Raw genomic sequence first — 13,234 nt, forward strand, 5'->3', positions numbered from 1 at the left:
ACACGGTGTCCCGGGCGGCGCTGGCCAGGCCATGCCGGACGGCGCGATGCCCGCACCCGGAGGATGGAATCGCTTTTCACTGCTGGTGGAGGACCTCACCGCTGAAATGGAACGGCTCGTGGCCGCAGGCGTGCCACTGCGCTCGAATGTGATCACCGGTGCCGGCGGCAGGCAGTTGCTGCTGGAAGACCCCTCGGGGAACCTGTGGAACTCTTTGAACCGTCTTCGACAGCGGCTTCCGGCACTACACCGGAACAGCCCGCACCCTAGACGGTCCCGCTCCCCCGAGGCGTTCGTCGGCCGCACCAACACAGCGCTCCGCGCACCGGCATGTCGTGCCGATGTTGCCAGGTTCATGCGCACGGCGTCTTGGACGCCCTCCAGGCCGCTGGGAGGCGTTCCCGGGCGCTGGACTACCGCACGGTGCTGTAGCGCGGACTGCGGGTCCCCTGGCGCTGCAGCGGGACAAAGAGCTTGTAGCGGTCGGAGCGATAGAGGGAGATCGAATAGTCGACGAGCACCTCACCGACAAATGCGTATCGGGTGATACGCAGCAAGGGGAAACCCACCTCGACCTTCAGGAGCCCGGCGTGCTCGCTGGTCGCCGCCGTGCTTTCGATCTGGTCCTCGCCCCACTCCAGCACCAAGCCGTAGCGTTCATTCAGCGACTGGTACAGGGAAATGGGCGGGGGGTCGTTGAGGAACCCGGGTACCAACGCGCTGGGCATGAAGTTCTCATCGAGGCTCATCGGCTTGCCATCGGCCAGCAGGAGACGGCTGAAGCGGATCACGGGCTCGCCCTCGTCGATCTCCATGTGGCGCGACAGGCTGCTGGTAGCCGGCGACTCCTCGAAGCGCAGCACATGCGCATCGGGGACCATGCCGCGTCGGATCATTTCCTCGCTGTAGGAGTTCAAGCGGATCTGCAGGTCCAGCTTGGGGTGCGCCACGAACGTCCCGACGCCGACCACCCGCTTGAGCACCTGGTCCTCGACCAGCGAGTCGATGGCCTGCCGCAGGGTCTTGCGGGCCACACCGAATTCCTCGGCCAGCTCGCGCTCGGGTGGAAGCCGGTATCCGGGCTGACAGACCGTGGTTGCGTGGGTACGAAGGATCTCGCGAATCTGCCGGTACTTGCTCACGGGTGAATCGCCATCGATCAGGCCATGCACCTTGGGCTGCGGCGCGTAGGGTTTCACATTTGCTCCAGTGTCGGTGGGCCGGCTTCCGGCCCCTCTGGTTTCCATTCTCCCGCATTCCTGGGCCATGGCGCTTAAAAAGCGGAAGCGGTGCTTCTCTCCCCGCGAGGGGAAAGAAGCACCGCTTCCGCCGATGCACTTCGGGTGTTACATGCCCGGGTTAGTGGGCGTGGTCACCGCGGCTGTACTCGTAGACCCAGCCAACCAGGCCGATGATCGTGAGGCCAACGCCGATGTACAGGACCCAGAAGCCCAGGGCCAAACCGGCAAAGCCGATCGCGGCACCCGTACCAAGTGCCAGCGGCCACCAGCTCCACGGGGAGAAGAGGCCAACGGTGCCGGCGTTCTCGTGGATCTCGCCGTCAAGACGGTCCTCGGGACGGGGACCAACGCGACGGGAAGTGTGCAGCAGGTACCAGCCGATCATGATGCACATGCCCGAGAGCATGAACAACGCCAGGTAGCCTACGTGTTCTTCCCAGTTGGTCATGATGCCGTACACGATCGCAACCGGGGTGAAGAAGAAGATGCCGCCCAGGAAGAGCCAAGTTTCAATTTTCATCTCTACAGGTCCTTCTGGTCTGCCGGGCCGAAGATCTTGGCCACCGGGGTCTCCGGGGTCGAGCGGGCGCTCAGTTCCGGGTGGTGGAGGTCAAGAGCCGGACGCTCGGAGCGGATACGCGGAATCGAGTGGAAGTTGTGGCGCGGCGGCGGGCAGGAAGTTGCCCACTCCAGCGATGCACCAAAGCCCCACGGATCATCCACGGTAACCTTCTTGGCGTTGCGGTGCGTGGTCCAGACGTTCCAGAAGAACGGGATCATCGACATGCCAAGGATGAAGGCGAACACGGTGGAGAACTGGTTCATGGTGGTGAACCCGTCTTCCGGCATGTAGTCGGCGTAACGTCGCGGCATGCCGATGACGCCCAGCCAGTGCTGGATCAGGAACGTACCGTGGAAGCCCACGAACAGCATCCAGAAGTGGATCTTGCCAAGGCGCTCGTTGAGCATCTTGCCGGTCCACTTCGGCCACCAGAAGTAGAAGCCTGCGAACATCGCGAAGACCACGGTTCCGAAGACCACGTAGTGGAAGTGTGCCACCACGAAGTAGGTGTCCGAGACGTGGAAGTCCAGCGGCGGAGCCGCGAGGATGATGCCGGTCAGGCCACCGAAGAGGAACGTCACCATGAAGCCGATGCTCCAGAGCATCGGGGTCTCGAAGGTGATCGAGCCCCGCCACATGGTGCCGATCCAGTTGAAGAACTTCACGCCGGTCGGAACCGCGATCAGCATGGTCATGAAGCCGAAGAACGGAAGCATGACGGAGCCGGTGACGTACATGTGGTGGGCCCACACGGACACGGACAGCGCAGCGATCGAGATCGTTGCGAAGACCAGGCCCTTGTAGCCGAAGATCGGCTTGCGGGAGAAGACCGGGAAGATCTCGGAGACGATGCCGAAGAACGGCAGCGCAATGATGTAGACCTCCGGGTGTCCGAAGAACCAGAAGAGGTGCTGCCAGAGGACGGCACCGCCAGCTTCCGGGTCAAAGACGTGCGCCCCGAACCGGCGGTCCGCGCCGAGCGCGAACAGTGCTGCTGCCAGCGGCGGGAATGCCATCAAGACCAGGATCGAGGTGATCAGCGCGTTCCAGGTGAAGATGGACATGCGCCACATGGTCATGCCCGGTGCACGCAGGCAGATGATGGTGGTGATGAAGTTGACGGCGCCAAGGATGGTGCCGAAGCCCGAGAGCGCGAGGCCGAAGACCCAGAGGTCTCCACCCACGCCGGGGCTGAAGGTGGTGTTCGACAGCGGCGCGTATGCGAACCAGCCGAAGGACGCCGCACCCTGCGGGGTCAGGTAACCTGCCAGCGCAATGGTGGAACCGAAGGAGAAGAACCAGAAGGCCAGCGCGTTCAGGCGCGGGAAGGCCACGTCGGGTGCGCCGATCTGCAGCGGCATCATGACGTTGGTGAACCCTGCAAAGAGCGGGGTTGCAAACATCAGCAACATGATGGTGCCGTGCATGGTGAACAGCTGGTTGTACTGTTCCTTGGTCTGCAGGATCTGCATGCCCGGTTCAAACAGCTCGGCACGGATGACCAGGGCCATCACGCCACCGATGCAGAAGAAGACGAACGAGGTGATCAGGTACATGTACCCGATCGTCTTGTGGTCGGTGGAGGTGATCCAGTTGACGAAGATCCGTCCCTTGGAAATCGGTACCACGCGCGGTGCGAGGGTCTTGACCTCATCGGTTGCGTATTCGTAAGTAGTCACGATGGATTACTCCCCTTCCGATGCGTGGGCCGAAACCTGGTTGACCTCGCCCGGCTTGCGGTCCTGTTCCTCACCGATGTGGCCGTCCTTCAAAGTGGCCAGGTGGTTCAGGAATTCGGCTTCGGACACTACCTGCACGTTGAAGAGCATCTCCGAGTGGTATTCACCGCAGAGCTCCGCGCACTTGCCGTCGAATCGTCCTTCGACCTGCGGCGTGAGGTAGATGTAGTTGGTCTTGCCCGGAATCATGTCGAGTTTCTGCAGGAATGCAGGAACCCAGAACGAGTGGATGACGTCGCGGCTGTTCAACTCGAGCGTGACGGATTTTCCAACAGGGAGGTACAGGGTGGGCAGAGTTTCCTCGACGCCCTCTTCACCGGTCAGGTGTGCCTGAACGGTGGCATCGTACTTTTCCTGGCCCTGGTAGGTGTAGTTGTAGTCCCATGCCCACTGCTTGGCACGGACATCGACCACGAGCTCGGAATCCACCTCGGTGTTGATTGCCTTCTCGGTGCTGTCTGAGAACGTGAAGAACGTCAGGACAAGTACGAGCGGCACGGCCGTGTAGAAAATTTCGATTGGCAAGTTGTAGCTGAGCTGGCGCGGGAAGCCAGTGTCATTCTTGCGGCGGCGGTAGGCGATGATGCACCAAAGCATCAGGCCCCACGTCAAGATACCGATCAAAAGTACGGTAATCCACGAGTTGACCCAGAGATCCTGGATCATACCGGTGTGGTTGGTGGTGTCACGTTCGACGTTTGGGAGCCAACCTCGCTGGACTTCCGCTGAACATCCCGTCAACAACAACGCGCCGGCGCCAGCAATCGCCATGACTTTGGCTCTGCCTTTGCGGCGGCTGCTGGTTCGGTCTTGCGAACTCACAGACGGCCCTTCCTCTTTGTTGGTGCTGAATGAGTCTTCGACACCCAGCGGCCGGACTCAAGTGAATCAACGCTGATGAGGTCGAAGAAAACCATAGTTTTACTACTTATCGTAGAGCTTACCCTCTCGGGCATGCGAATGCCGACCAAAACACCGCCCAGGGACGAAGATGTCTCAACGTATGGGCGGTGCATTTGGTTCCGACTTAGTGGAAGGAATCTCCACAGGCGCAAGAGCCCCCGGCGGACGGGTTGTCGATGGTGAAACCCTGCTTGGAGATGGTGTCTTCGAAGTCAATCGAAGCGCCGTCCAGGTAGGGAACGCTCATCTTGTCGACAATGACCTCAACGCCGTCGTAGTCCTTTACGGCGTCGCCCTCCAGCAGGCGCTCGTCGAAGTAGAGCTGGTAAATCAGGCCCGAACATCCCCCTGGCTGAACGGCGACGCGCAACCGAAGATCGGTGCGGCCTTCCTGTTCAAGCAGTGAACGGACCTTTTCTGCTGCGACCTCCGACAGCTTGACCTCGTGGCTCGGAAGCTCGGTCGGGTCTGCGGTGGTCTCGTTGGCTGCAGTTGTCATGCGTGATCCTCCATATACTGCTCACTTGGGCTACGCCTCAAGCGCGGCCCCTCACCTTCAATGGTACGACGAGACCGCACGTACTGGCGCAGCGACGCCGCCCGGACCTTATAGCCCGTGGTTGTTCAAGCGTGCCAAGAGCAGCGCCTCGGCCAAAATTGCGTGACGGAAATCGCCCAGGTGCAGCGACTCATTGGCCGAATGCGCGCGGGAATCCGGGTCTTCGACGCCGGTCACGAGGATCTGCGCGGCGGGGAAGATCTCGAGCAGGTCGGAGATGAATGGAATGGATCCGCCGATGCCGGTTTCAACCGCCGGAACTCCCCACGCTTCCCCCAGCGCCCACAGGCTAGCTTGCGCGGCCGGGGCCGAGGTGTCGGTGGAAAAGGACTGCCCGGCCTCGTCGGCTTCAAAGGTCACTTGGGCTCCGCGCAGGTCCTGGCCCATGATGTGCGCGCGCAGCGCGGCAACCGCCGACTCCGGGTCCTGCCCGGGGGCGATGCGCAGGCTCAGCTTGAATCGCGTGGAAGGCAACAAGGTGTTTGAAGAAATCGCAACCGAGGGGATGTCCATCCCGATGATCGAAAGGGCCGGCTTGTTCCAGAGCCTGTCGGCAATGTTGCCGCTGCCCGCCAACTTGACCGAGTCCAGCACCGAGGAATCCGCCCGGAACGAGTCCTCGGGGTAGTCGACGACCGCACGCTCGTGGGAGACCAGGCCCTCGATGGCCACGTTGCCCTCGGCGTCATGGAAAGTGGAAATCAAGCGAGCTGCCAGGGTGGGAGCATCGAGCAGCGGCCCGCCAAACATGCCCGAGTGCACCGCATGGGCCAGGGCGCGGACTTCAACCACTCCCCCGACCATGCCACGCAGGGATGTGGTCAGCGCCGGGACCCCCACCTTCCAATTGCTGGAGTCGGCGACCACGATGACGTCCGCCTCCAGGCGATCGCGGTGGGTCTCCAGGAACCGGCGGAAACTGGGCGAACCGGCCTCTTCTTCGCCTTCGAGGAAGAAGGTGACACCCAGGCCGAAGTCGGCAACGCTGTCCAGCACCGCGCGCAGGGCGGCAATGTGCACCATGATGCCGGCCTTGTCATCGGCCGCTCCGCGACCATACAGCCGGCCATCGATCTCGGTGGCTTCAAAGGGCTTGGTGTCCCACAGGTCCTCATCGCCCGGAGGCTGCACATCGTGGTGCGCATAGAGAAGGATGGTCGGCTTGCCGTCGCGGGCCGGGCGATTGGCCACGATAGCGGGGCCCCCGGGCACTCCTGCTGGGGTGGGAACGCGGAGGATTTCGACATTTTCCATGCCGGCTTCGCGCACCAGCTGCGCCACTGCCTCGGCGCTTCGGTCCAGTTGGTCGGGGTCGAATGATTCCCAGGCGATGCCGGGGATGGCCACCAGCCTGCCGAGTTCGGAGACGATGCGATTGAAATCGGTATCTACGTGTGCGCTCAGGGACTCGCGATCCACGCCGAATGATGCCGGGGCGGCGGTGTTCTTGGTAGTCATGGGAAAAAGCCTACAACCGCGCCGTGCGCCGAATGACGATGGCGTGCCGGGTGCAAGCTAGACTGGAAAGGTGTTTGGACGCAAGAAAGATCAGGCAGCTTCCGTAGAAGCGCCCACAGAAGAGACCACAAAGCCCGCCGGCAAAAATGCCCCGACCCCAAAGCGCAGTGCGCAGCAGGCGCAAAACCAGCGCCCGTTGGTACCCACCGACCGCAAGCTTGCGCGCGCGGCCGAGCGCAACCAGCGCCTGGAGGCCCAGAACCGCATGCGGTTGGCCAATGAGACCGGCGACGAGCGCTTCATGGCAGCCCGTGACCAGGGACCGCAGAAGCGCTTTACCCGCGACTACGTGGACCGCCGCTTCATGGTCGGCGAATACCTGATGTTTGCCGTCTTCGCTTTCCTGATCGTTTCGCTGACCCTCTCGAGGTTCCCGGCGGTCCAGGTTTACATCACCTTTGCACTGTGGATCCTGGTGGCACTCGTTGCCGTCGACGCCTTCATCATGTCGCGCGGACTGAAGAAGGGGCTGATTGCCCGCTTTGGCTCGGTCGAACGCGGCGTGACCTACTACGGCATCATGCGCGGACTTCAGTTCCGCAAGTTGCGCCTGCCCAAGCCGCAGGTGCGTCGCGGCGAGGATCCGCGCTAACAATACGCACACGCGTTCAAGATTCCACACCAAGGCGTGTGGCACCCCCGGGGAATGGATTCCCGGCAGGGCGCCACACGCCTTTTCGCTGTCCGGGATCGGGTGGAAGAGCACCCTCGCTCCCCCGCCCGTCGGCCCAAGCGAAGTCGGGGCCCCTTCGCCGATTGATCGGTGAAGGGGCCCCGCTCGGCGCATGCGCCTACTTCCTGGCCAGGGACCTGCCCTGGGCCTGTGCCTTTGCCAGTGCCTTGTTGATGCCGCGGACCCATAGCGGCCCCTCGTAGAGGAACGCGGTGTAGCCCTGGACCAGGTCCGCGCCGGCCTCGAGGCGCTCGATGACATCGTCCCCGGTGCTGACCCCGCCCACGGAGATGATCGCCATTTCAGCCGGGACCTTTTCGCGCAGCACCCGCAGAACCGCCAGCGAGCGGGCCTTCAACGGTGCGCCGCTGAGTCCGCCGGCCCCGATCTCGGCAACCTTGAACGCGTCGGAGACCAGCGGTTCGCGGGCAATGGTGGTGTTGGTGGCAATGATGCCGTCAAGCCCCAGCTCGGTGGCCAACGTGGCGACGTCGGCAATGTCGTCGTCGTTGAGGTCGGGGGCGATCTTGACCAGCAGCGGGACGTGGCGTCCGGCGACGCGGTCGGCCTCGGCGCCAACCGCGCTCAGCAGCGGCCGCAGCGTCTCGACGCCCTGCAACAGGCGCAGCCCGGGGGTGTTGGGCGATGACACGTTGACCACCAGGTAGTCGGCGTGGGCGGCCAGTTCGCGGGTGGAGACCAGGTAGTCGGAGACGGCGTCATCGAGTTCCACGGTCTTGGTCTTGCCGATGTTCACGCCGATGACCGGGCGGCCGGCGCCAAAGCGGGTGCCCAGGCGCAGCCGTGCGGCACGGATGCGGGGGGCCACCGCGCGCGCCCCGTCATTGTTGAACCCCATGCGGTTGATGACCGCCTTGTCCTCCACGAGGCGGAAAAGCCGGGGCTTCTCGTTGCCCGGCTGGGCGACACCGGTGATGGTTCCGACCTCCACATGGCCAAAGCCAAGGTCGGCCAGGGCAGGAATGCCTGCCCCCTCCTTGTCGAAGCCCGCCGCCAGGCCGAAGGGCGAGGGGAAGTCGATCCCCATCACGGTGCGGCGCAGCGCAGGGTCCGGGGCACACAGCTTCCGCGCGATGACAGACACCCCGAATTTCTCTGCCAACCGGAGGGCGTCGAAGGAAAAGTGGTGAGCCTTTTCGGGGTCCATCTTCGTGAAAACAAGACGGAAAATCGTGGGATATATGCGCATGACTCCTAGTCTTCCCGCATCCACGGCTCCAAACAACTTCAAGTTGGTTATGCTCAACACATGTCGCACGCCTCCTCCCTCGGCTCCGGACCCGCACCACCGCTTCCGGACGATCCCAGCGCAACGTGGCCGGAGTACAGCGCAACCACCCTGCCGGGCACCTGGGAGCCGGACATCCTGGGCGAGGGCTTCAGCTACACCACCCTGCCCCTGGGCGAGGACGACGAAGGCGAGCTGTGCGCCACCCTGGTGCGCCACCTGCGTCCGACCCCTGCACCCGCGCATGCACGTCCCGCCCTTGGCTCCCGGTTGCGCAGCGCACTGGGCGCACTGTGGCCCGGACCGTTGGCACCGGAAGCATCCACCGACGGCACGTCGGCGACGGCAGGGCGGCACGTCGGCTTCGTGCTGGCCGTCCACGGCTGGAGCGACTACTTCTACAACGCCGAGCTGGCCCGGTATTGGAGCGATCGTGGCTACGCGTTCTACGCGCTGGACCTGCGCCGCTACGGTCGCAGCCTGCGCGCACACCACCTGAACCCCGGATTCACCGCGTCCCTGAACGAGTACGACGCGGACCTGGACGCGGCGCTGGAGATGATCCGTTCCGTCGAAGGCGCGGACGCGACGGGCATCTGCCTGGCGCATTCCACCGGCGGGCTGGTGACAAGCCTGTGGGTCAACCGGCACCCGGAGGCCTTCGACGCGTTGATCCTGAACAGTCCGTGGCTGGAGATGCAGGGCAGCTACCTGGTGCGCTACGCCGCCCAGGGCGTGGTCGAGCCCATTGCCCGACTACGGCCCCGGGCCAAGCTGCACCTGCCGGAATTGGACAACTACTGGCGCTCGCTGTCCCGACAGGGCAATGGCTCCTGGGATCTGCATCCACGCTGGCGCCCGCCGATTGCCTTCCCGACGACCGCCGGCTGGATCACCGCGGTGATGGCCGGGCACCGGGAAGTGGCCAGGGGCCTGGACATCAAGGTCCCGGTGTTGGTGCTGACCTCGAAGTCAACGCACCTGGGCACCAGCTTCGACGAGGCCATGTTGCACAACGACAGTGTCATCGAGGTCAACGTGGTGCGCGAGCGTTCCCTGAAACTGGGCAGCGAGGTCACCAACGCGATCCTCCACGGGGCCATGCACGACGTGTTCTCGTCCCTGCCCGAGCCGAGGGCTGCAGCCTATGCGGCGATGGACCGCTGGGGCGCCGGCTACCTGCCGGAGCCCGGGGCGCGCGCCGACGACGGGCAACGCTGAGCGCGTTCTCTCAGGCGTTGGCGGCCGCGTCCCCGGCAATGGCCGGCTTGTCCACCGCTCCCCCGTACCGGCGGTCGCGGCTGGCGTATTCGCGCACCGCATCCCACAGGGTCGTGCGGTCGACGTCGGGCCACAACTCGTCGATGAACACCATTTCCGCATAGGCGGACTGCCAGAGCAGGAAGTTGGATGTGCGCTGCTCGCCGCTGGTGCGCAGGAACAGGTCGACATCCGGCATCTCGGGCTCGTCCAGGTGCCTGGCCACCGTCTTCTCCGAGATTTGCGAGGGCTTCAGCGTCCCGGCGGCGACCTGTTCGGCGATCGCCTTCACCGCATCGGCGATCTCGGCCCGCCCGCCGTAGTTCACGCACATGGTCATTTGGCAGGTCTGGTTGGCGGCGGTGAGTTTCTCGGCGGCCTTGAGCTCGTTGACCACTGTTCGCCAGAGCCGCGGCTCGCGTCCGGCCCAGCGGATGCGCACGCCCCATTCGTTGAGGGTGTCGCGCTGGCGGCGCAGCACGTCGCGGGAGAAGCCCATCAGGAAGCGAACCTCCTCGGGGCTGCGCTTCCAGTTCTCTGTGGAAAAGGCATACACCGAGACGTACTTGATGCCCATTTGCACAGCCCCGGCGATGACGTCCAGCAGCGCGGCCTCGCCGGCGCGGTGACCCTCGGTGCGCGGCAGCCCGCGCGCATTGGCCCAGCGGCCGTTGCCATCCATCACGATGGCCACGTGCTGCGGGATGAGCTCGGGCTGGATGTAGGGCATGGGCGCGTCCTGCGGCCGCAGCGCCGGAACGCTGGGCCCGGGCTTGCCGGTGATCTTGGGGGCTTTGCTCATTGTCGCTCCACGAGTTTGAGGGATTTTACTGCTCGTTCAAGGTGCCATTGCAGGTAGTTGGCCACCACTGCCGCGCCCTGGGCGCGGGTGGCCCCGTCCGCCGCGTCGATCACTGCCCAGTCGCCCTCGAGCAGGGCTGCAAGCAGGGAAACCGTAGCCGGTGACGGGGACATTGATCCGGCGGGCCGGCAGTCATGGCAGACCACCCCGCCCAGCGGGATGTTGATGGCCTGGTGGGGGCCCACCGCGCCGCAGCGGACGCAATGGGTAAAGCTGGGCGCCCAGCCGGCGGTGGCCAGCGCGCGCAGCAGGTAGGAGTCCAGCACGGTGCCGGATTCGTGCCCGCCGCGGGCCAGGGTGGCCAACGCGCCGTGCAGCAGGCGGTATTGCGGGGCTATGGATTCGGCGTCGGCGTCGGTGAGGCGCTCGGCGGTCTCCAGCATTGCGGCCCCGGCGGTGTACGCGGAGTAGTCGGCCACCAGCGCCTGGCCGTAGGGGTGGCGCAGCTGGGCCTGGATGATGGTGTGCAGCGAGCGTCCGGCAACGATCTGGGCGTCGACCTCCATGAACGGCTCGAGCGTGGCACCCAGCTTGGAACTGGTGCGCCGCACACCCTTGGCCACCGCGCGCACCACCCCGAGCTCGGGGCTCAGCAGGGTGATGATTCGGTCGGCCTCGCCGAGCTTGTGGGTGCGCAAGACGATGCCGCGGGTGCGGTAGCTCTTTGCTGCAAAGGTTGAACGTGACACGTAGTCCATGATCCCAGAGAAATGCGGCGGCGGGTGCATCCTCCGGGGTTTCCGAAGGTGCACCCGCCGCCGCTTGGCATGCCTAGGCCTGGTCGCGCACCGCGCGGTTGACCGCGGAGATGACTGCCTTCAGCGAGGACATGGTGGTGTTGGTATCCATGCCGACGCCCCAGAGCACGCGCTCGCCCACGGCGGCCTCGACGTACGCGGCGGCGGCGGCGTTGCCGCCCTCGGACAGGGCGTGCTCGGTGAAGTCCAGCACGCGCACGTCCACGCCCTCGTTGCCCAGGATGTTGACCAGTGCGTTGATCGGGCCGTTGCCGGCCGCGGTGCGGCGGTGCGGGACCCCGTCGATGAGCAGCGTGGCGGTCAGCGCGAAGCTTCCGTCCTCGGCGGTCTCGGCGGTGGCCGAACCCAGCTTGAAGCGGCCCCACTCCTGCGCGTCCGAGCCCTCGGTGACCGGCAGGTACTCGTCCTGGAACACGTTCCAGATCTCGGCTGCCGAGATTTCCCCGCCTTCGCCGTCGGTCTTGCGCTGGATGACCCCGGAGAACTCGATCTGCGCGCGGCGCGGCAGATCCAGCGAGTGCTCGTTCTTCAGCAGGTAGGCGACCCCGCCCTTGCCGGACTGCGAGTTCACGCGGATCACTGCCTCGTAGGAGCGTCCGATGTCCTTCGGGTCGATCGGCAGGTACGGCACGCCCCAGGTGATCTCGTCCACGGTCTTGCCGGCCGCCTTCGCGTCCGCCTCCATGGACTCGAAGCCCTTCTTGATGGCGTCCTGGTGGGAGCCGGAGAATGCGGTGAAGACCAGGTCGCCACCGTAGGGGGAACGCTCGGCAACGGGCAGCTGGTTGCAGTATTCGACGGTGCGGCGGATTTCGTCCATGTCGGAGAAGTCGAGCATCGGATCGATGCCCTGGCCGAAGAGGTTCATGCCCAGGGTGACGAGGTCGACGTTGCCGGTGCGCTCCCCGTTGCCGAAGAGGCAGCCCTCGATGCGGTCCGCGCCGGCCAGGTAGCCGAGCTCTGCGGCGGCGACGCCGGTGCCGCGGTCGTTGTGCGGGTGCAGGGACAGCACGATCGAGTCGCGGTTGGCCAGGTTGCGGTGCATCCACTCGATGGAGTCGGCGTACACGTTGGGGGTGGCCATCTCCACGGTTGCCGGCAGGTTCAGGATCATCTTGTTTTCCGGGGAGGCCTCCAGGACCTCGGCCACGGCGTCGGAGATGCGCTTGGCGAACTCCAGCTCGGTGCCGGTGAAGGATTCCGGTGAGTATTCGTAGGTGATCTTGGTGCCGACCAACTGCTCCTCGTACTTCTTGCAAAGGCGCGCGCCGGTCAGGGCGATGTCGACGATGCCGTCCTGGTCCTGGTTGAAGACCACGCGGCGCTGGAGCACCGAGGTGGAGTTGTACAGGTGCACGATGGCCTGCTTGCAACCCTCGAGCGCCTCGTAGGTGCGCTCAATCAGGTGTTCGCGGGACTGGGTGAGGACCTGGATGGTCACGTCGTCCGGGATGCCGCGCTCGATGAGCTGGCGGACGAAGTCGAAGTCGGTCTGCGAGGCCGAGGGGAACCCCACCTCGATTTCCTTGAAGCCCATCTTCACCAGCAGGTCAAACATCTTGTGCTTGCGCTCGGGGCTCATCGGGTCGATCAGCGCCTGGTTGCCGTCGCGCAGGTCAACTGCGCACCAGCGCGGGGCGGTGGTGATGTACTTGTCCGGCCAAGTGCGGTCAGGCAGGGAGACGTGGATCTGGTCCTGGAACGGCACATACTTGTGGACGGGCATTCCGGAGGGCTTTTGCAGGTTCAGCATTTCAAGGGGCCTTTTCTTTGATGGTGAGAAAGTGAGCCGGGACAGTGGGTGACTCCGCAGCGAGGGGTCGGCCGAAGGACGCGTTAGAGTCCTGTTTGGTTCTCGCCGCGGCGGCTTAGTAGAAGTAGTCCGAAATGCATTAATCCAACATATCACC

The 13,234-nt window shown here is 64.6% G+C and carries 12 protein-coding genes; 2 read left to right on the forward strand and 10 right to left on the reverse strand.

Annotation, left to right across the window (positions count from 1 at the left end; translation table 11 throughout):
- Window positions 1-413 precede the first annotated feature (413 nt).
- The 6 genes from Q2T94_RS18445 to Q2T94_RS18470 all read right to left on the reverse strand — a co-directional run bounded on the left by Q2T94_RS18445 (window position 414) and on the right by Q2T94_RS18470 (window position 6,462).
- Complete coding sequence (locus Q2T94_RS18445) at window positions 414-1,199, reverse strand: GntR family transcriptional regulator (protein WP_264271742.1); 786 nt, start codon at window positions 1,197-1,199, stop codon at window positions 414-416.
- Between the two features lie 160 nt (window positions 1,200-1,359).
- Window positions 1,360-1,761 carry a cytochrome c oxidase subunit 4 gene (locus Q2T94_RS18450; RefSeq protein WP_264271741.1) on the reverse strand — a complete coding sequence of 134 codons (402 nt, stop codon included), beginning with the start codon at window positions 1,759-1,761 and terminating at the stop codon, window positions 1,360-1,362.
- Window positions 1,762-1,763: 2 nt separating this feature from the next.
- Window positions 1,764-3,482: an aa3-type cytochrome oxidase subunit I gene (gene ctaD / locus Q2T94_RS18455; RefSeq protein ID WP_264271740.1), complete on the reverse strand. Its 1,719-nt coding sequence runs from the start codon at window positions 3,480-3,482 to the stop codon at window positions 1,764-1,766.
- A 6-nt stretch (window positions 3,483-3,488) separates the two neighbouring features.
- Window positions 3,489-4,364 (reverse strand): aa3-type cytochrome oxidase subunit II, encoded by an 876-nt coding sequence (gene ctaC / locus Q2T94_RS18460; protein WP_436836839.1) that lies wholly within the window; start codon window positions 4,362-4,364, stop codon window positions 3,489-3,491.
- Window positions 4,365-4,569: 205 nt separating this feature from the next.
- A complete protein-coding gene (locus Q2T94_RS18465) occupies window positions 4,570-4,944 on the reverse strand; it encodes a HesB/IscA family protein (RefSeq protein ID WP_264271738.1) in 375 nt (124 codons plus the stop codon).
- A gap of 108 nt (window positions 4,945-5,052) precedes the next feature.
- Entirely contained in the window at window positions 5,053-6,462 is a 1,410-nt protein-coding gene (locus tag Q2T94_RS18470; protein ID WP_302266094.1) for a dipeptidase, read from the reverse strand.
- Window positions 6,463-6,532: 70 nt separating this feature from the next.
- On the opposite strand from Q2T94_RS18470, the gene Q2T94_RS18475 reads away from it, so the two are divergent.
- Complete coding sequence (locus Q2T94_RS18475; protein ID WP_264271736.1) at window positions 6,533-7,114, forward strand: DUF3043 domain-containing protein; 582 nt, start codon at window positions 6,533-6,535, stop codon at window positions 7,112-7,114.
- A 199-nt stretch (window positions 7,115-7,313) separates the two neighbouring features.
- Here Q2T94_RS18475 and Q2T94_RS18480 read toward each other — a convergent pair whose 3' ends face one another.
- On the reverse strand, window positions 7,314-8,405 hold the full coding sequence (locus Q2T94_RS18480; RefSeq protein ID WP_302266095.1) for a quinone-dependent dihydroorotate dehydrogenase: 1,092 nt from the start codon (window positions 8,403-8,405) through the stop codon (window positions 7,314-7,316).
- A gap of 60 nt (window positions 8,406-8,465) precedes the next feature.
- On the opposite strand from Q2T94_RS18480, the gene Q2T94_RS18485 reads away from it, so the two are divergent.
- Window positions 8,466-9,665: an alpha/beta hydrolase gene (locus Q2T94_RS18485; RefSeq protein ID WP_302266096.1), complete on the forward strand. Its 1,200-nt coding sequence runs from the start codon at window positions 8,466-8,468 to the stop codon at window positions 9,663-9,665.
- A gap of 10 nt (window positions 9,666-9,675) precedes the next feature.
- Here the strand turns inward: Q2T94_RS18485 and Q2T94_RS18490 are convergent, their stop codons facing one another.
- The 3 genes from Q2T94_RS18490 to leuA all read right to left on the reverse strand — a co-directional run bounded on the left by Q2T94_RS18490 (window position 9,676) and on the right by leuA (window position 13,077).
- Window positions 9,676-10,506, reverse strand: a complete 831-nt coding sequence (locus tag Q2T94_RS18490; RefSeq protein WP_302266097.1) for an isoprenyl transferase — start codon at window positions 10,504-10,506, stop codon at window positions 9,676-9,678.
- The gene (gene recO, locus Q2T94_RS18495) at window positions 10,503-11,255 is read right to left on the reverse strand and encodes a DNA repair protein RecO (RefSeq protein WP_302266098.1); all 753 of its coding nucleotides are present in this window, start codon (window positions 11,253-11,255) and stop codon (window positions 10,503-10,505) included. Before recO ends, Q2T94_RS18490 begins: the two co-directional genes overlap by 4 nt.
- A gap of 82 nt (window positions 11,256-11,337) precedes the next feature.
- Window positions 11,338-13,077 carry a 2-isopropylmalate synthase gene (gene leuA, locus Q2T94_RS18500; RefSeq protein WP_302266099.1) on the reverse strand — a complete coding sequence of 580 codons (1,740 nt, stop codon included), beginning with the start codon at window positions 13,075-13,077 and terminating at the stop codon, window positions 11,338-11,340.
- Between the last annotated feature and the right edge of the window lie 157 nt (window positions 13,078-13,234).

It is taken from the genome of Paeniglutamicibacter sulfureus (genome assembly GCF_030512175.1).
GTDB lineage: Bacteria > Actinomycetota > Actinomycetes > Actinomycetales > Micrococcaceae > Paeniglutamicibacter > Paeniglutamicibacter sulfureus.

What these genes read in the sequence shown, in the direction of transcription:
- Q2T94_RS18470 (WP_302266094.1), bottom strand. Translation starts at nt 6,462, where the DNA reads ATGACTACCAAGAACACCGCCGCCCCGGCATCATTCGGCGTGGATCGC.
- Q2T94_RS18480 (WP_302266095.1), bottom strand. Translation starts at nt 8,405, where the DNA reads ATGCGCATATATCCCACGATTTTCCGTCTTGTTTTCACGAAGATGGAC.
- Q2T94_RS18490 (WP_302266097.1), bottom strand. Translation starts at nt 10,506, where the DNA reads ATGAGCAAAGCCCCCAAGATCACCGGCAAGCCCGGGCCCAGCGTTCCG.
- leuA (WP_302266099.1), bottom strand. Translation starts at nt 13,077, where the DNA reads ATGCTGAACCTGCAAAAGCCCTCCGGAATGCCCGTCCACAAGTATGTG.
- Q2T94_RS18465 (WP_264271738.1), bottom strand. Translation starts at nt 4,944, where the DNA reads ATGACAACTGCAGCCAACGAGACCACCGCAGACCCGACCGAGCTTCCG.
- Q2T94_RS18485 (WP_302266096.1), top strand. Translation starts at nt 8,466, where the DNA reads ATGTCGCACGCCTCCTCCCTCGGCTCCGGACCCGCACCACCGCTTCCG.
- Q2T94_RS18450 (WP_264271741.1), bottom strand. Translation starts at nt 1,761, where the DNA reads ATGAAAATTGAAACTTGGCTCTTCCTGGGCGGCATCTTCTTCTTCACC.